Below are 17,726 nucleotides of genomic sequence, written 5' to 3' on the forward strand. Positions count from 1 at the left end.
GGAACTCCCCATACCACTAACTTCTCAGCCTTATATTAAATACTCCAGCAAAATCGTCTTATCTACCGTCTGCAGCGCCACGGAAATACGGTCGCCGCTCTTCAATTCCAGTCCGCGCGAGGTATCGGCCACACGACCTGATCTTTCCACGGATATGCCTTCCCCGCCGCGCAGCAGCAAGCGGTCATTCTTGCCCGGTGTGAAGACGAGCTTCTCGCTCTCCTTCAGCTCCGGTGCCAGCTGCAGCAATTGGTGAAGGGTGAATTTCCCCCGGAACGCCGACAGCTTCTTATACTGTGGATAGGTCTTCTCTCCGGTATTCCCGTCGAGTACCTCCACCACCATCTGCCCTACAAAACCTCGGGTCGAATTCTTGCGCAACAGCCAGAACGCAACAGCCGCAGCGAGCAGCAGCACGATGCCCCCAATGATAAAATATAGCGTCTTTGAGGAAGACTTCTCCAGAGCAGGTTCTTCACCACCCGGCTTTGTTCCCGCTGCCGGTGCGCTTGTAGCAACCGTCCCCGTCTTGGCGTTGATCTTGAGCACGTCACTCTCACGGTAGAAGCTGCTCTCCTCCGCCCGGACCTTCAGCTCATACTCATGGCTGTCCTTGAGTTCAAAGGTGCCTTTGAAGACCGCTGCGGAGTTATCCAGCGGAATCTCCTGCACATCGCCTGTATCCAGATCCGTGGCGAGCAGTACCGCCTTCATATCTTGATACAAATTACTGAGTGTTACCTGAGCACCATTGCTGAACAGGTGCGAGGAAATCTCAACTTTATCGCCCTTCTTGTAAGTTGCGGCGGAAGGCAGCGCATCGATCTTAAGCTCCAGATCATAGTTGAATACGAGATTGATATCGATCTTATCCTTCGGCACACCCTTCACCTGGAGCTTCCAATCCCCCTGCTCCGGTGAGATCAGCTTGATTAGGCTATAGCTGCTCGATTTGGACAGCAGGACATCGTCCGACGGAATAGCTATAGATTTTCCCGAAGGATCCGTCAGCTTCGCGGTAACCGGCTGGGAGGACATAATGGATATATTCGCTTCCAGCACACTGCTGTTAGGAACATTGACCGTAACCTCCTGATAGCTTCCGTTCGCCGTAATCGACTGTACAGGCACGACCTTCAGCTTCAAATGGCTGGCAAAAATTTCACTCAGGATCTGCGGCAGATCATCAGCCGAATCCGTTGTGAATGCCTTGCCGCCTGTCTTGTCAGACAGGCCTGCCAGAATTTCTTTATTCAGCTTGCCATCAGCATTGAGCCCTATAGTATAAATCGGGTATCCTTTCTGCTTGGCTGTTTCTATGGCAGCATCCAGTTCCTGATCCGACTGGCTCTGGGTCCGGCCGCTTGACTCATCCAGATCATTGTTGCCGTCAGCCAGCATGACGATCATTGGCTCATGACCCGGGTCACTTCCGTTCTCCAGCACCTTGACAGCCTCTTCCATCCCTACGGCGATATCCGTGTACGCTCCGCGGCTTAAACCGTCGATGAAATCCTTGAGGTCCTGCTTATCACCGGCAGAGCTGATTTGCAGCAGCGCCTTCTCCCGCTGCACCTTATCGGTGTAGGCTACGATACCAACCTTGTCGCCTTGGGCAGACAGCATATCTATAAACATTTTCATCGCTTCGTTCGCGATCTTGTTCTTGTCACTCTTATTCATGGAGTTGCTGACATCAATCAGCAGTACGGCGTCAATATGAGATGGCGCGGCAGATGTTGCAGCGCTGGCCTGCAATGACGCAAAGGGCGCAGCGGTCACGAACAGAATTAGCAGCAGTAAAGATACAATACGCTGCAGCATCGTTGGACTTGTTCTTCTTAGGTGTAAATGTGTACGAAGCATAAAGATGGCTCCTCTTGTGTTATATTCGGGTTATGCGGCAGGGTAACGGTATAGCTAAAATCTGTAAATAGTATGCCATTATGATATAATTAAACCTTGTAAACTTCAACTTTAGGACCGCAGGACCGGCAACCGGGTGCATAGAATCGTCATTCTATCAGCCCCTCATAGACCGCTGTGCTTCCAAGAAGAAAGGAAGAGTTCCATGATTTCATACGTCATTCTCGGGATTACGTTTCTATATGCCGTAATTCAGATCTCCTTGTATGCTTCACGCCAGCGCAAGCCGCTTACCCGTGACGACATAGACGAGAGGCTGCTCGCCGCACTGAATGGAGGCGATCCTGCCCGTGAATAAGAAGAAACCCGTAACATTCCGGCCCTTCAAGGCTCCGCGTTATGCGCATGACAACCTGCGCGTCTGCCGCCATTGCGGCCGTTATACCGCACTAGGCGAAGAGCGCTGCGGCAAATGCGGACGTGCCGCCCTGACTCCGGTGGAGAAGCAGGCCACCTCCATCGCCGGACGCAAAATGCACACCCGTCTGCTGCTCATCCTGCTGTTCACCCTAGTCTCGGTCTATTTCGGCGAGAGCTTACAGCAGATGGTGCTGTGCGCTGCAGGAGGAGTCGTTCTAGCCGGACTTCTATTCTATACGCAGCGGAAGGTAAGGCAGAACCAGAATCTTTATGCCCTCAATGAACTGCTGGGACGAAATATCATTAACATCAAGGAGGGCCTGGAAATCAACCGCCAGGAGGCTGTATCCGTACTGCGCGAGAATGATGTGCTGGCCTACGAGAAGCTGCGCGAAATTTCCATCCTGCTGCGCGGCGACCGGATTGCCCGCCAGCGTATTGCCCTTCTGCACGGTTTTCAGCTGCGTAAAGATATGTACCTGGAGCTTGAACAGCTGCTGCTGAAGGATTTCGAGCCGCTGCTCGCAGAATATATCGGCGAAATCGCCAAGGTCCGCCCTGACCTTATCAAAGACCGTACGCTGCGCTATGTGAAGAATTATGAAGCTCAGATTCTTGAAATGGATAAAGGTGCGGCCATCCTGGTCGGTGTCGCCGGAGCGGCTGTACGCCTGAAGCGTTACGCGCTGCTCTACTCCGGAATGATCGGAAGATACATACAGGATCTGCCCAAGGACCGTTTCCTGCGCTTATCCAGGCTGATCTCCGCCAGCCCCTATGAAGCCTGGAACGGCCTGGATCTTAAGGTGGCGGAAGTCCGTGAAGCCAAATACCGGTGGGACCCTGAATCTTGAGTAAAGTACTGCAATATCTAATAGTACTTTAAACAAGAAGAAGCGGCTGCACCGTCCAAAGTCAGGACGGTACCGGCTCCGCGAGAAAGGGGCTACTATAATATGACGTTTAAACAAGCCATATCCCTGCGGAATATATTGATCATTTTGTGTACATTCATCCTTATTCTGCTTGGACAGAAGGCATTTAGAATCGAAGACAAGATTCAGGCGGTGCATGAAGGCGACCGGCTGTATGCCGCCGGCGATCTGATTGCCGCAGAGAACCAGTACCGCCAGGCCGCCGCGAATCCTTCTATCCTCTATAAGGAAGAAGAGGTTGCTGCGAAGCTCAAGGAGCTGGCTCCCATAACAGCGATCCGCAGCGGGCTCAAGACACTGGTATTAAAAGTGTCCCAGCAGCTGGATACAAAGGATTTTACCGGGTTCATGGAGAGTTATGCTGCTTTGCTTAGCCTGAAAACTGAGTATATGCAGCCGGGAGGGTCTTATGAATCCTATTATCGCCAGTTGTCGGCGGATTCAGGCCTTTCCGGCCAGTTCTCAGCCGGGTTCCAGCAGTTCAAGAGCCAGTTTCTTACCGAACTGGGGGCCAGTCAAAACGGCAGCGGCAAAGAAGACAGCGGGGACAGCTTCAAGTGGAATCTGCTGCGGATTCCCGATGCCTTTTATGGAGGGAGCACAGCCAAGGAGAAGCTGCTGGCCGGATCCTTCCAAACTCATGATACGGTTAAGCTCAAGGAGCTGGCGGCGTCCGGAAGCTTCGATGCTCTGCTGAATTCCGCCTTGTCCATGATGGATGCCTACAACAGCCACACCTATAATGCCTCATGGGTACAGGAGCAAGCTGAGGCCAGTGCAAAGAAGATGCTCAGCGGCGATCTGGACAGTGATTCCTATGCCACCTTTACCGGGCATGCCGTAAGCTACCGCAAATATGCTGCCTCTGCCGGTATGGATTCATCCAAGGTGCTTACGTTAATAGACAGCAGCTTAGCGAAGCTAATGAAGAGCGCCGCACGTTTGGTCCGCGGCGGCCAATATGCTGAAGCGATCCAGCTGTACAGCGACCTCACCGGACTTCAGGACACTACAGAAGACATTGCCGCCGCCAGGATCGCCTGGAATGCTGCGGAGCCTGTCCGCCTGCTGCCGGGCGGTGAGGAGCAGGGCAAAATCGCCCATGTCGTCTCCGTCACCGGAAGATACGGAGCCAAGGTAGCTGTAGCCGGAACAGACAGTAGCGGAGTCCTCTACTTCGCGGATATGAGCGAGGACGGAATTGTCTCGACAAGGACCGGCGAAGTCATTGCGGGCTTCGAGAATCTCCGCAGTCTTGCTTTTGATGATACGCTGTCTGCCCTCTCCGAAGTGCCGGTGGTCGTCGCCGAGAGCAGCCGTGAGGATGGGCGCACCTCTTTTACCGCCTATCAGATTAAGCCGGAGGGAATCTCCCAGCTCTTCTCGTTTGCCGGAAACAGCTATACGCTGCAGCCGGATGATGATCATGCTATTTTCGTTGAAAATCCAATTGTAGAAAATGGTGGAGACGGCCTGACCGCGGTATACCGATTAACAGAGGGCGTCTACCAGTTCTCCGAGATTCATCAGGAACAGGAATATCCACAGATTTCCGCTACCGAGCTGGAGCTTCATCCCTTTGAGAAGGTTACCCTGCATTGCGATATCTATATTGATTCTTCGGGCAGATCCGTTGCAAGCTCCGATGGACGTCTTATTGTCCTTCAGGGAAATACCGGATCGGTTACGGGGCTAGCCCTGGTGAGCGGTCAGTTCTTGAACAGTTTCGAATATGTAGAGACCGATGCAGGAATGCAATACTTGCCCGTGTTCGTGGCGGACTCCTTGGAAAGCATGAGTGTAGTCCTCCCTTAAGCTGCCAATAATACTTCTATTAAAAAGACGTAAGAAAGTAACGGAGGATTGCCGTTAGTCTCTTACGTCTTCTTTTTCGGGGGTTGTCCAAAAAATTCTATGATCGCCAAACAGCTGCCGCCTTCTTACGGCGTGCTGCGCTCCCGCTTCCTACTTTTCTTTTCCGGTTCAGCAGACGTTTATAACGCTTCTGCGTATACAGAACATCGGCGGCCGACGTAATCGTTTCCTTAACCTCGCCGAGCACCTCTTTGGTCTCCCCTACAGATGCCTTCATCCGCTGCACCTCGGATTTCACACTATCTGACCGCATTTTCGCCTCATCCTTAGTCTCCTGAATATTGGCCTTGATCTCATCCACCGGCTCCTTTAAGCCGTCCACCGAATGTTTGACACCATCCAGCGACTGCTTCAAGCCGTCGATACTTTTCTTAAGTTCTTTCAACGGATTACCCAAACGTATCCCTCCTCATTTCCCTCTATATAAATTGAACTTATATACAGATTGAACTTAAGGTTTTAGAGTACAAGATCAGTCGCAACTACGGTGAATATTTGGACTTCCGGCCGCTGTTAGGTTTGGATTTCCTGAATTTAACCGCCAATAGCGGTAGAAATCCAAACCTAAAGGCGGACACTACCGCTCCTCCAGTTCCAAAATCCCCCTCCGTTGCTCCTTTCCTTTATCTCAAGTTTTTAAGTTCAATTTATATAACTAATACTTACCCAGAACGGTTAAGGAGGATTCACCGTCTGCTGCTTATGAACTGAATAAAGGCTGGGTCACCATCTTCATGTATTTTAGCAAATCCGCTTTTGCCTGTTCATTATGCTCCCACACCCCAAGGTTCCAGCACATAAAACGAAGTCCCAGGTATCGGGAAGCTATGGAGAACAGCTCTGCATAACGCGGCTCTGGAATGTCTAAGCCGAAATTGCCCAGATAGGTCCGGTAAGCACTGGCCTGCTGCAAGCTGCCGCACCGCATCGGAATGTCCATGAACAGTGAGCCGTAGCGGGCCTCCTCCCAGTCAATAAAATACACGTTCTCATTGTTATGCACCAATACGTTGCCGGGATTAAGATCATTGTGGATCATCGTATGAGTACTTGCATCATTGATCACAGCAGACATCTCCTCAACGATGCCATCGGCGGCTTCCTCTATTCCGGAGATGACATCCTGCCCAAACATCCTCTCAAATGCCGGATTGTCCTTAGCGATATTCCAAGAATATCTCCATTGCTCATTTATTATTTCTGCTATATAGGCCTCATCAACCATAGGCAGCCACGGCAAATCTTCCCTGCATCCCATATTGGCCCGATGAATATAGGCCAGCGCCAACATTTCTCTATCCTGAATTGGTGCAATATCCAGCTTGGCGTAATCCGTATCAACGTCCACGTCCTGAATAACCAGCAAACTGCGGCCCTCGTTCAGCGGATAGTTCGACAAGCTGTACGGCACATTCGCTGCCTGTGAATATAATCTGGACAGTGCCGACCGCTCAATAAAGGTGGCTTGCTTGGAATACAGGTAGATGCCCGGTACCTCAAGAGAGATAGTTGTTGTGGTTCCGGTAGGATCGGTTGCATCGGTTGCATTTTCTGCTGTCATTTTCCAATTTATTTTATGCCGCGACAATCCAACTGCCTGTGATCCCGCGCCTACAGGAATATTCTCAATACCCAGTACTTGAATATCCGGGGAAATGAAGCAGTATATTGTATCTTTTATCAGTTCGGTCAATTTAATATTATCTATACTCATAGGTCATCTTCCTTTGCAACGAATACAATAGCGGTAATCATGAACAAAAGCTCTTTCTAGCGGCGGTAGGTATGCTCGGCAAAACAGGCGGTTTTAACGAAGTGATTTCGCTCATAGAGTCTCTTGGCTCCGGCATTGCTTCCGGCCACCCGCAAAAAAATATTCCCGTCCCCCTGCGCTCTCATACGGTTGATGCAGTGATTCAGAATAATTCCGCCATACCCGCGGTTCTGGTACTCCGGCGCTACAACAATATCGCGGATATATTCCCCTTCCGTAATATAAGCACCCACTAAAGAGTCTCGTATCCAAAACGAACGGACCCGGGACTCCGCTTCGTAAGCGGCAAGAGTCGCCAAAAAGGATTCCGGCTCCCGCCGGTACTGGTCCGTGTCCCAACCGTTATCTCTATTCAACTGCTCATACGCCCCATCAAACAAGGCAATGAAGGACTCCAGCATCTCCGGCGTAAATCCCCGTTCCTGCAATAAAGAAGCGGGCTCCGCTTCAACCGGATGGTTCCCGGCATACCTCAGCTGATAACCTTCGATGTCTGGTGAAAACCCCAGCCCTCTCACGAACTGAACGATCTCCGTATTTCTCCCGTATACATTAAAGCAGATCTCCCTCTCTTCGCTTGCCTGTAAATAGGGGTTAATCTTGCTCTCCATCACCTCCAATAATACATCGGGCTGGCCGCACTGCCTGAACACCGCATAGGCAATGACGCAATCTGCTCCCTCCACCAGACAGAAGACACCTTGATTGGGACCTGATTCCCCATAGTACATAACCGACACAGCCCCATCGGCAAAAGCAGCCCTAACATAACCTTCCGCTCCCGACGAAATCATTGAAATTAGCTGTAGTATCTTGGTCCATTCCGCCTTATCCATATTCCTTCCGCCCTCACAATCTGTTGTCGTTACGAATCCCCTGTCACTTTCTGAGCATTGTCCGGTACACAAATTTGGGCAACGCGGACTGCCTGCGCCAGCGGGATTTCTGTCCTTTGGCAACGGGAGCGAACAACAACCGGTGCGCCCATTCCAGGTTAAGCTTCTTCCAGATCACCGGTGCCGGCTTCACTTTTCCCGAGAGTACATCCAGACTGCCGCCAACTCCAAAAACAAGCTTAACGCCAGTCAGCTCCTGCTTATGCTTATACAGCCATTTATCCGAATACGGTGCGCCCATGGCAAGAATGAGAACATCCGGCTTGCTGCGCTGAATGTCTGCAAGTATCCCCTGCTCCTCTGCTGCATTAAAAAATCCATGATGCCTGCCGGCAATCTTCACCTGCGGATAGGAGGTGTTAATCTTCTCTACCGCCTGTCTGCTGGTGATTTCATCGGTTCCCAGGAAATAAAAGCTCCAGCCCAGCTCATTGCCCTTCTCCAGCATCCTGAGCAGCAGGTCATAGCCTGTTACCCTTTCGGGGATCGGCTGGCCTTTTCTTCTGGCAGCCAGTACGATGCCGATCCCGTCAGGCACGATTAAGTCCGCCGAACTGATGATTTCCTGAAGCAGCTCATCGGTTTGACTGGCTAACGTAATCTCCGGATTGGCCGTTATTAGATGAAAGAGCCTGTCCTGTTTTTTCTGAACTTGCTCGGCTAACCGAAGCGTAGTTTCCTCAAGCGTCAGCTTGGAAAATGGAACACCTAGAATCGAAACGATATCGTTCATAAATTAGTTCCCTCCCAGTCCTCCAGCACGTTCCAGCCCATCGCAGGTTCTCCATGGAAGGAGTGCAACGAGCCTACATAAACATGGTTGTTATGAATCCCTGTCTCCAGGTAATGCCGCATCACTTCTTGCGTTGAGGCGGTTACATGCTGATCGGCAATTGCACTGCGATCCACCCACAAGAGCCGGCCTTCTTCACTTTCAATTAAGGTGCTATCTGCCCGAACGTTTCCGGTGTATATGTACTGTATACGAATTTCTTTATCATCCTTGATTCTATGAATAATGTATCTGAGGTCCAGGCTGTCCATCACCTGTTCTGTCAATCCTGTTTCTTCTTCAACCTCCCGTAAGCAGGCCTGCCTTGGATCATTGATTTCATGGGCTTCCATATGCCCGCCGACGGGCACCAGATATCCGGGTAGAAAAGAGCTGCCAGACCGCTTTTGAAGAAGCAGCACCTCCTGTTTATCATTAAATAAGAAAGCTACTGCCATTGGTCTAATCCGCACCATCATCTCTCCCCTAAATGAACCCTATTTAAATGACACCATACTTTTGCAGAGCGTAAGCAATCCCTCCTTCACTCGCCTTTTTAGTGACGAAGTCTGCTTTCTGCTTGAGCTGTTCTCCCCCATTGCCCATGGCAATTCCTAAGCCTACATATTCCAGCATATCGATATCGTTTCCCCCGTCTCCAAAGGCGACAGCCTCGGCAGGAGATAGCCCGAAGTGCTCCAACACCTTGCGGATCGCCGTTGATTTGGAGACCTCTGTTTCTTCCAGCACATTCATCACATAACCGTGGAACCGGACAAACCGGAGCCTCGGGAACTGCTCTATGTATTTTTGGGCTTCATGTTCATCCGCATATAGGCACATGCAATATATTTCTTCGGACAACGAACCCATAGTTTCAGGATATTCCGTAAGACTTAAAGTCTCCTGGAGCGCCCTCTTCATCCGGTCATCTTCGAAGCCGAGGCCGTTCATCGTGAGCAAACCGGTGAAATAAGATAAGCCATGTCCATTATTTCCGGCAAATGCCGAGAGCTCGCGGACCGTCTCACTCTTCAGCAGCGACTTATGAATCACTTCCCCATTGCTTTGGACAAGTGCTCCGTTCGCGGAAATAATGGTATCCACACCAAGCCCTCTGAACTCTTCGCACAGACTGTACGGCCTTCCTGTAGCGACCACGACCTTTATTCCTTTCGCAGTCAGCTTTCCAAGCGCTTCTTTGGTGCTGGACGGCATACATCCGTCAACTTCACTTAAGAGCGTGCCATCCACATCAAAAAACACTATTTTGTACATCCTCCAGAACCACTCCCTGATTTATGCGCTATGAAGAGCATCCTAGCACTCCAAATATTTACATACTCATTCTCACCATACCAGCAACTTGGACTTCAAATCAATGGAGAATGTATCTTTAGTGATTTCAGATTAAGTGATAACGGACGAACGCAACACAAAAGACACCCTATGGGTGCCTTGTTTGCAGGAAATGCCACCTGCACAGAGGAATAAGAATTAAGAGAAAAAAAATGGAGGTAATTGCTCTTGAATATTGATGTTCTCGATAAAGGTTATGTCCGGCTGGTGAATCATATGGGTTCCGATCTCACCGTTGTTAATGCAGCGCGGGTATCCTTTGCCAAACAGTCGGATGCACTCACCGAAAAAGATCTGCGGCTCATTCAATTTCTGGCCAGAGAAGGACATACTTCCCCCTTCCGCCATGCCGTGATCCAATATGAAATCTACGCTCCGCTTATGGTCGCCAGACAGTGGTGGAAATACGTCATCGGCTCGGCCCATTATGAAGGAACCAGTGACAGCCTGGAGGCCTGGAATGAATCAAGCCGCAGGTATATTACGGAAGAACCCGCTTTTTATACTCCTGCCGCCGGGCAGTGGCGAAGTGCACCCGCGAACTCCAAACAAGGCAGCGGTGATATCGTAGCCTGGGAGCTTGGAGAGAAATATACCCGGGAGCTCATGAACTATGTGGATTTGGGGATTCAGAAATATGAGGCTGCGCTGGCAGACGGAATCTGCGCGGAACAGGCAAGGCTGTTTCTGCCTGCCTATGGACTCTATGTCCGCTGGTATTGGACGGCTTCGCTGCAATCCGTAGCGCATTTCCTGAATCAACGGCTGGAGCATGACGCCCAGAAGGAAATACAGGACTATGCCAAAGCCATACTTGAGATTGTGAAAGCATTATTCCCGGTGACGATTGACGAACTGCTGTCCAAATAACTATTCCTTATCGTGAATGCGGAACGACTGCAAATAATTGTGGATATCCTCCTGAGGCGTCTCAAGCAGGCCTGCAAGCATGCTTTGAATGGAGCGCATTGCAGCAATTCTTTCATCGATTTCCAGTATTTTATTGCGGACCCGTTCCTTCAGCGTCTCGGCATCCATCTTTTGACCGAGCATGCCCAGCACTTCACGGATTTCTTTCAGCGAATACCCCAGGGATTTGGCATCCCTGATGAACTTGATCTTCACCAGATAATCCTCCGTATAAATCCGGTAACCATTTGCTACCCGTCCGGGGACAGGCAGGATGCCACTATCCTCGTAATAGCGAATGGTTGCCATGCTTACCCCGGATAATTTCGCCAGCTCTCCGCGTGTCATGCCCTCCATGACTGCTCCCCCCTGCCTTCTCAGTTTTATCTGCTGATTACATTCTCTTGCGGGTATACACTTGATCAAACTTCACTTCGGGGAAATCGGCTGACGGCCCGTCCAGAAGAGATTGCGGTTCGTTGTTTAAATATTGATCGAAGAAGGCTCTCACATAAGATCTCGTAATATCAATATTTTGCACCGGATCTATCTCTTTGGCGAACAGCGACGGCGACAGCAGTGCGATCTCCGTGAAGCTCTGATGAATAAAATGATCGACCGTCAAATAATAAGTGTCGCTCGCGCTTTTCGTCATAACGGATTTCAGATCGGGGGCAAACTCCTCGTAAAATACCTTGTCCTTCTTCGTCACTGACGGATCGAGACTTTGAGCGGTGCCTCCAGACATCATGTACATAAACGGCTGCTGCAATCCAGTATGGGCAACCTCCCCCCAGAATCCGCCTTCCAGACTTACGCCTGCCTTGAACCGCTTGTCCTGTGCCAGTGCCTCTGCAGTTGTCGCCCCACCATAGGAATGACCGAATATTCCGGCCCGGTCCAGATCCAGTCTGCCCTGAAACAGACCATTCGGATCCTGCGCATTCCATTCCGTAAGCGTGTCGAGTACAAAGCTGGCATCGGCTGCGCGAATACCTACTCCTGTGACATTATACTCATAAAGCTCTGCAGAGGTATCAAACTCGGGATCAGGTTCATAGAAGACCGAATGTCCATCCGGGAATGTGACCTTAGCCGATGTATATGGATGATCCATCCCTACTACAATATAGCCGTGGCTGACCAGTTCCTCGATGGCCGTCATGCTCTGAAACCGGGTGGAACGAATGCCCGGCGAGAACAGTAAAACCGGATAGCTCGCCTCGGCTGCGGACAGCTTCGCTCCATCGACGACATGTGTAGGGATTTCGGTCACATGACTGAACAGCTGCTTGGGCAGGCCAAATACCAGACTGATGGCCTCTCCGAGCTCGGAAGGATAATGCTCCTTCACCTTCCCCTCAGCCTCTTCCGGGTCCACCGGATACCAGACATTCACCATAATCTCCCGCTTATCCCCAGGAGCAGCGCTTAAGGTCTCCTCCCGGGATTCATCTGTCAGTTGCCGGGAAATAGTACCCATCGCATAGCTGCCAGTCGGCTCAGGCATGGTAAACACCGGAAGCAGCCGGCTCAAATACACTGCTGCGCCGGAAAGGATCAATATCAGGGTGAACTGCAGGCTCTTTTTGACTAATGATTTTGAACGGGCTCTATTCTCCGGTTTAATCAGTCTTAGGAGCAACACAATGCCGAGGCCCAGCGCCGCAGCGTAAGCCGGCACCATCTGAATACGGTAATGATCTATCGCACCATGCAGCGTCATAACCAAAATCACACTGAGCAGCAGCCCTATATTCAGCCGGCGGTCTCTTTGCATAAACAGAATTCCTGCTGCGGCTGCCAGAACCACAACGATTACAATGACTTCTAATACTCTCACAATACAGCACCTCCACTTTATCTATGCTCTCCATAATGAAGAACAGCAATGATTGCGGATAAAGCATAAACCCTGAAGTACACTTCAAGGTCAAGGTGCCAGCGATATGAAGTTTATGCGCGCGGCTCAATCATGGGTCCTTACGGGAGTGATCAGGAACAGCGCTGGCGAAAGCGGGTCTGTAGTCAGGATGACCACCGGGCTTTCTTTCCCTGTGTATCTTACTCTGAGGGACCCGCTATCCAGGCAGCGCAGGATATCCAGCAAGAACCTGCCGTTCAGCGCGATGGTGAAGTCATCCCCCTCCATGGCGTCCAGGCTAATTTCGTCCCGGACCTCTCCTATGTCCGCCGTACCGGATAATAAAACCAGCTTGCCGGAAGTCGCTGTAAGCCGAATGATGTTTCCGCCTGCCAGTACGGACACCCTTTCAACCGCTTGCAGGAAACCATAGGGGCCAATGAGCAGTTCGGATTTGCAGGATTGTGGAATCACATTTTTTACGGCTGAGGGGAAGACCCCCTCAATGAGGACGGACTGTACATGCAGCTCATTTGCCGTGAAGCTGATTTGATGTCGGCTCACTGCAATTTCCGTTGCAGCTTTGTCTTCGCTAAGCATCTTTACGATTTCATTTATATTTTTAGCAGGCACAATAACATTCGTTCCGTTGTTTAGGTTATACCCGGTATGCAGCGTGCGGGAAGCAAATCGGATTCCGTCCGTTGCCATCAGGTTGAGATTTTCCCCGGTAAATTCAAAAGAAACTCCCGTCAGTACCGGTCTGGAATCGGATGTGGAGGCAGCCACGCACACCTGTCTTATCGCCGATCGCAATACGTCATTCTGGATGTGAAACTTGCAGGCAGGCTCAGCATCAGTGGAAGGGGAGTGTACGGGCGGGAATTCCGCAGGGTCCAAACCGCATAACCGGACATGCGAATCGCCTGAAGTAATGCTTAGGATAAAAGGTTTTTCGCTCTCAAAAGCTATCCACCCGGCATGAAGCCTGCGGATGATCTCACTTAAATAACGGGCCGGCACCACAATTCCGCCGGTTCTTTGCACATTCATCGAGTCCTTATCCTCGGGAACCCTGTACTGGATGGTCATACTTGTATTGCTTGCCGTGAACACCAGAGCCTTCTCATAAGCCTGAATATGTATTCCTGACAGAATTGGATTTGGGCTATTCGCAACAACAGCCTTAAGGACATGCTGCAGAGCATGAAGCAGTGATTCCTTTGTCACATTGACCAGCATTGCCCTCACCTGTCCCTTGTAGTGAATGATTAAGAATAATAAGCAGTAATGATATTCCGGATCATTTCCGAGCGGGATAATACTGTAGCTGTACAATCTGCTTCAAGCTTGTTCCACAGTTCCTCCGGCAATGTCAGGGATACCTTTTTGGTGCACCCGATACCTTTCCTGCCTGCTCCCTCCCGGAGACCGCCTCTTCCAGACAAGAAACCGAGTTGACCGTCTTTGTTGGAGACACCAATTTTGATCGCATTATCGCTCATAGCATTTCACCTTTTCATTCATTTGATTATAGGAACCTTTTTCATAATCTCGGTAATTTAATTCTAGCATACAGTCCACTCCCTGGCAATGCATGGAATAATCTATTCCTTTTAATTTATCATGTTGGTTCTCCATTAAGCCGCTATTCTCAGCTGGCATTTCCGTGGTATAATTTAGTAAATTTTTTAATTCAAGGGCACTGTTTTCCGGACGCATCCGGAGACAACCCCGCAGCTTATGCGGGGTTATTTTTGTATAAAGGTGGAATTATCTATGACTGAGCTGCAGGAAACAAGAGCCATTTTAACGAAGGAAGACCTGATCCATCAGTTTAAAGGCTGCGGAGTGGCAGAAGGGCAAACCCTGTTTGTTCATGCCTCGCTAAGCAAGCTGGGTTTTGTTGTAGGAGGTGCGGAGACCTTAATCCGGGCGCTGCTGGAGATAGTGGGGGAAGACGGCACTTTGGTCATGCCTTCGCAAACCTGGAAAAACCTCGATCCTTCAACAGGCGTCCACTGGCAGGAACCGGCAGAATGGTGGCCTGTGATACGGGAGCATTGGCCTGCCTATGATAAAGAGGTTACTCCGGCCATCGGCATGGGTGCCGCGGCTGAAATGCTCCGCAAATGGCCGGGAGCCCAAAGATCGGATCACCCCGCCCGCTCCATAGCGGCAGTAGGCAGACATGCAGCCTATATTACGGCGGACCATGATTTGAGCAATATTTTTGGTGCCGGATCGCCACTGGACAAAATTTATCAGCTAAATGGTTATGTCCTCTTGGTTGGCGTCGGCCACGACAGGAATACATCCCTGCATCTGGCCGAAGCCCGGGCTGATTTCCCCGGTAAGCACATGGTAGACGAGAGCAGCGCAGTTCTGGTGGACGGCAGGCGGGAGTGGCTCACTTATTCGACCCAGGCGGTGGATGACAGTGATTTTGTCACGTTAGGGAATGAATATGAGCAGGAAATCAATCTCAAGATTCATCACATCGGCAATGCCGAAATCCGGCTGCTAGCGCAAAGACCTCTGGTCGACTGGGCCACGGACTGGATGGGGAAATTCAGGGCTTAAACAGACAGGATTCCGAAGAACGGGGCGGTAGTATGACGATTCAGTCCATATTTATAATGGTGCTAAATTTGACTTATTGTGTAATCATCCCGTGGTTTCTCTACTATGCCTATAGACAATACAAGGCCAACCGGTCGGCAGCCGGGCAAATTCGCGTCTATAATCCAGCCAGACTTAATCCACATAAATTATTGCTTGTGGTCACTCTGCTGTACGCGAGCGCAGTTGTGGTTTTGTGGCTGTTGTACATGTTCAAGGTCAGCAATGTGATCGAGGATCACTGGTTCTCCTATATTTTCATGCTGGTTCTTCCGGTTGTCGCCAACCATGACCGAGTGCTTATGTACATCGGAGAATACGGCATATCCCAAGAGGGAAACGTGATCCCCTGGGAATTTATCAGCTATTACGAATTCGGTAAATTGAATACGCTCACAAATCGTTTGTTGCTGGAGATACATACAAAGGATAATGTGATACGTGGATTACTTCCATCTGAATCCCAAGAAGAAATAAGGCAGTTTTTGGAGGAAAACAAGGTTCAATCAAAGCTGGCATAGTTAAGACATACCGCCATATAAAGGCAGGAGCCCTCTCATCCTGAGAAGGCTCCTTGAGGTCTGCACACAAATCCTGAAAAAAAATCATCAACACTGAGTCCGGTTCCGCGATCCCTCTGTGCGGTAGAAACGTACTAATGCAAACTAAAGGTTATCTTTTATAAATTGATTAATGCGGTCAGCATATTCATCCCATAAATAATCCTGATTCTCAATAATTAATTTCGGGATGTCCCAAGAGTCAACAATTGCTCTTACAAACGCCTGACTCCCGCCCCACAACTCAGCGGCTTCCTTAAAGTCATCATCCGTATGCAGAGCCACCGGCCCCCATTGGTTCCCGCGCACACTGCAAATAAACCGCCATTGCCCTTCAACATTCACTTGGTAAAAGTAGATGAGCAGCAGTTCCAGTGGTGATAATATCTCCTGCAGTGCCAACGAGAAATTGAGCAATTTATCATGATTCATGCCCATATGATACGCGCAGTTAATGGCATCCTGAAACAATACACTTTCAATAATTGTGATATCTTGCGTACTGGCCAGCCTATCCTGAACAAAAGCCCTGAACAGGGCTTGCAGCCCTTCTATGAATAGATCTGCCTGTGCATCATCCTCAAAGGAGCTGAATTTGTAGCCCTGTATGAACAAAGGATGGTTGTCTTCAAGCTCCAGAATACACCGGTTGGATACATTCCACGCGGACAATTGATCCGAGAGCATCGTCGCGCAGGTCGTTTTCCCGGAACCCGGCATGCCATCAATAATAATAAGTTTTTTGTTGTTCAATTTCATTTCGTATTCTCTCCTCTGTTCCAAATGTCCACAATGGGAATGGATTGTTCAATCCTCTGTTTACTCTCCGCGATCCAGTCCTTAAGCCACTGATTATTTAAGCTGCTGAAGGATTCATCCACGTCGTAATTGCGGAAAACACCGATATAGACGATCAATTCTCTCAGCATTAGAAATAGCGGGATTTGGGCCATCCAATAGTCCTCCAGCGTATTCTCACGGGTGTAGCCTTTCATAAAATGAGCCAAAAACCGGCGGGCCTGGTCCTCCCGGCTGTCCTTTCCTTCTTCACCACCGTACACATTGACGAGATAATACAGCTGAACCGCGATATCCTCTGCAAACCAGCTGTACTGGGCTTCATCAAAATCAAAAAGGGTAAAGTCCGTATGAATTGGGGTCTTTGGACAAGCCGCGAAGGGTCTCCAGTAATTTGAAGCCGCTCCCTGCCTGGGATGGAGGAATCAGGTCCATATTTTGCAGGAACCAATTCCGGCTCCAATCCTGTCTTTGGTTCTTAGGATCTTGCGGCTGATAGTTTTTGGACAAGGCATGCAGTTTGCCAGTCAGTTGCCCCAGTTTTTCATACAGCAGATGATCTTGAAGACATTCCGGGTAGCTATTGTTCTGCCACGGGCTTTTTCGAAGCAAACGCAGCTATAAGATCCATCGCTTTGCTCAATAACTTCCACTAATTCACCGTTCCTGGACAATAGGGGTGTGGAGACAGAAACCCCTTCATTCGTTAGAAACAAAATCCAGTCCAGCTCCCCGAGGATCAGGTTCTTAGAACGGTTAGAGCCTGGAGTGATTCTCAATATGCGGTCATGGCTATCCTGCTGGGCCTCATAAACCATATTCTGGCTGCCTCCAAGGTAACGGAGCTGACCGCTGCTCATACTGTAACGACTGGCTGCGATTTCAAGCATTGGATGGGTAAAAGAATCTTTCGTTCTCATACGAGTGTACCTCCATAGAATTAGAAATCAGATGAGACGGAGGTATAAGGGCAAACCAAACAGCCCAAACCACAGACAGGCAAAATCCGCCGTCCGGTGCTTGGGCATCTGCTATAACAAGGCAAAGCTGTCCCCTGCCGCTAAATCCGGGCATAA

General features: G+C 50.0%; 21 protein-coding genes. 6 read left to right on the plus strand and 15 right to left on the minus strand.

Going from position 1 to position 17,726, the window contains the following annotated elements:
• Positions 1–30: 30 nt before the first annotated feature.
• Entirely contained in the window at positions 31–1,866 is a 1,836-nt protein-coding gene (locus ACQ76X_RS27020) for a vWA domain-containing protein (RefSeq protein ID WP_438496876.1), read from the minus strand.
• A gap of 205 nt (positions 1,867–2,071) precedes the next feature.
• On the opposite strand from ACQ76X_RS27020, the gene ACQ76X_RS27025 reads away from it, so the two are divergent.
• From ACQ76X_RS27025 to ACQ76X_RS27035, 3 genes are all read left to right on the plus strand, one after another.
• Positions 2,072–2,224: a hypothetical protein gene (locus ACQ76X_RS27025; RefSeq protein ID WP_156130813.1), complete on the plus strand. Its 153-nt coding sequence runs from the start codon at positions 2,072–2,074 to the stop codon at positions 2,222–2,224.
• The gene (locus ACQ76X_RS27030) at positions 2,217–3,140 is read left to right on the plus strand and encodes a hypothetical protein (protein ID WP_083675581.1); all 924 of its coding nucleotides are present in this window, start codon (positions 2,217–2,219) and stop codon (positions 3,138–3,140) included. Before ACQ76X_RS27025 ends, ACQ76X_RS27030 begins: the two co-directional genes overlap by 8 nt.
• 102 nt (positions 3,141–3,242) lie before the next feature.
• Positions 3,243–5,036, plus strand: a complete 1,794-nt coding sequence (locus tag ACQ76X_RS27035; RefSeq protein WP_438496877.1) for a hypothetical protein — start codon at positions 3,243–3,245, stop codon at positions 5,034–5,036.
• A 97-nt stretch (positions 5,037–5,133) separates the two neighbouring features.
• Here the strand turns inward: ACQ76X_RS27035 and ACQ76X_RS27040 are convergent, their stop codons facing one another.
• The 6 genes from ACQ76X_RS27040 to ACQ76X_RS27065 form a co-directional block, all read right to left on the minus strand.
• Positions 5,134–5,493 carry a DUF948 domain-containing protein gene (locus ACQ76X_RS27040; RefSeq protein WP_438496878.1) on the minus strand — a complete coding sequence of 120 codons (360 nt, stop codon included), beginning with the start codon at positions 5,491–5,493 and terminating at the stop codon, positions 5,134–5,136.
• A gap of 303 nt (positions 5,494–5,796) precedes the next feature.
• On the minus strand, positions 5,797–6,810 hold the full coding sequence (locus tag ACQ76X_RS27045; protein ID WP_438496879.1) for a phosphotransferase: 1,014 nt from the start codon (positions 6,808–6,810) through the stop codon (positions 5,797–5,799).
• Positions 6,811–6,866: 56 nt separating this feature from the next.
• Complete coding sequence (locus tag ACQ76X_RS27050; RefSeq protein ID WP_438496881.1) at positions 6,867–7,706, minus strand: GNAT family N-acetyltransferase; 840 nt, start codon at positions 7,704–7,706, stop codon at positions 6,867–6,869.
• A gap of 43 nt (positions 7,707–7,749) precedes the next feature.
• Positions 7,750–8,499: a WecB/TagA/CpsF family glycosyltransferase gene (locus ACQ76X_RS27055; RefSeq protein WP_438496882.1), complete on the minus strand. Its 750-nt coding sequence runs from the start codon at positions 8,497–8,499 to the stop codon at positions 7,750–7,752.
• Positions 8,496–8,996, minus strand: a complete 501-nt coding sequence (locus ACQ76X_RS27060; RefSeq protein ID WP_438496883.1) for an NUDIX domain-containing protein — start codon at positions 8,994–8,996, stop codon at positions 8,496–8,498. The genes ACQ76X_RS27055 and ACQ76X_RS27060 overlap by 4 nt, the downstream gene beginning before the upstream one ends.
• A 43-nt stretch (positions 8,997–9,039) precedes the next feature.
• The gene (locus ACQ76X_RS27065; protein WP_438496884.1) at positions 9,040–9,816 is read right to left on the minus strand and encodes a Cof-type HAD-IIB family hydrolase; all 777 of its coding nucleotides are present in this window, start codon (positions 9,814–9,816) and stop codon (positions 9,040–9,042) included.
• A 243-nt stretch (positions 9,817–10,059) separates the two neighbouring features.
• Between ACQ76X_RS27065 and thyX the strand changes: the two genes are divergently transcribed.
• Positions 10,060–10,767, plus strand: coding sequence for an FAD-dependent thymidylate synthase (thyX, locus tag ACQ76X_RS27070; RefSeq protein WP_438496885.1), 708 nt, complete (start codon positions 10,060–10,062; stop codon positions 10,765–10,767).
• On the opposite strand, the gene ACQ76X_RS27075 is transcribed toward thyX, so the two are convergent.
• The 5 genes from ACQ76X_RS27075 to ACQ76X_RS27095 all read right to left on the minus strand — a co-directional run bounded on the left by ACQ76X_RS27075 (position 10,768) and on the right by ACQ76X_RS27095 (position 14,392).
• A complete protein-coding gene (locus ACQ76X_RS27075; RefSeq protein ID WP_076110337.1) occupies positions 10,768–11,163 on the minus strand; it encodes a MerR family transcriptional regulator in 396 nt (131 codons plus the stop codon).
• Between the two features lie 37 nt (positions 11,164–11,200).
• Complete coding sequence (locus ACQ76X_RS27080; protein WP_438496886.1) at positions 11,201–12,649, minus strand: alpha/beta hydrolase family protein; 1,449 nt, start codon at positions 12,647–12,649, stop codon at positions 11,201–11,203.
• A 126-nt stretch (positions 12,650–12,775) separates the two neighbouring features.
• Positions 12,776–13,912 (minus strand): DNA polymerase III subunit beta, encoded by a 1,137-nt coding sequence (gene dnaN, locus ACQ76X_RS27085; RefSeq protein ID WP_438496887.1) that lies wholly within the window; start codon positions 13,910–13,912, stop codon positions 12,776–12,778.
• Between the two features lie 29 nt (positions 13,913–13,941).
• Positions 13,942–14,175, minus strand: a complete 234-nt coding sequence (locus tag ACQ76X_RS27090) for a ribbon-helix-helix domain-containing protein (protein ID WP_438496888.1) — start codon at positions 14,173–14,175, stop codon at positions 13,942–13,944.
• A complete protein-coding gene (locus tag ACQ76X_RS27095; protein ID WP_438496889.1) occupies positions 14,165–14,392 on the minus strand; it encodes a hypothetical protein in 228 nt (75 codons plus the stop codon). Before ACQ76X_RS27095 ends, ACQ76X_RS27090 begins: the two co-directional genes overlap by 11 nt.
• A 57-nt stretch (positions 14,393–14,449) precedes the next feature.
• Between ACQ76X_RS27095 and ACQ76X_RS27100 the strand changes: the two genes are divergently transcribed.
• Together ACQ76X_RS27100 and ACQ76X_RS27105 are read left to right on the plus strand one after the other, a co-directional pair.
• On the plus strand, positions 14,450–15,253 hold the full coding sequence (locus ACQ76X_RS27100; protein ID WP_438496890.1) for an aminoglycoside N(3)-acetyltransferase: 804 nt from the start codon (positions 14,450–14,452) through the stop codon (positions 15,251–15,253).
• Positions 15,254–15,285: 32 nt separating this feature from the next.
• Positions 15,286–15,813: a DUF5673 domain-containing protein gene (locus ACQ76X_RS27105; RefSeq protein ID WP_438496891.1), complete on the plus strand. Its 528-nt coding sequence runs from the start codon at positions 15,286–15,288 to the stop codon at positions 15,811–15,813.
• A 144-nt stretch (positions 15,814–15,957) separates the two neighbouring features.
• On the opposite strand, the gene ACQ76X_RS27110 is transcribed toward ACQ76X_RS27105, so the two are convergent.
• The 3 genes from ACQ76X_RS27110 to ACQ76X_RS27120 form a co-directional block, all read right to left on the minus strand.
• Positions 15,958–16,611, minus strand: a complete 654-nt coding sequence (locus ACQ76X_RS27110; RefSeq protein WP_438496892.1) for a hypothetical protein — start codon at positions 16,609–16,611, stop codon at positions 15,958–15,960.
• Positions 16,608–16,913, minus strand: coding sequence for a hypothetical protein (locus ACQ76X_RS27115; protein ID WP_438496893.1), 306 nt, complete (start codon positions 16,911–16,913; stop codon positions 16,608–16,610). The genes ACQ76X_RS27110 and ACQ76X_RS27115 overlap by 4 nt, the downstream gene beginning before the upstream one ends.
• Before the next feature lie 264 nt (positions 16,914–17,177).
• Entirely contained in the window at positions 17,178–17,570 is a 393-nt protein-coding gene (locus tag ACQ76X_RS27120; protein ID WP_438496894.1) for a hypothetical protein, read from the minus strand.
• Positions 17,571–17,726 lie beyond the last annotated feature (156 nt).

This window comes from Paenibacillus sp. IHBB 3054, assembly GCF_051594305.1.
Taxonomy (GTDB): Bacteria; Bacillota; Bacilli; order Paenibacillales; family Paenibacillaceae; genus Paenibacillus_AQ.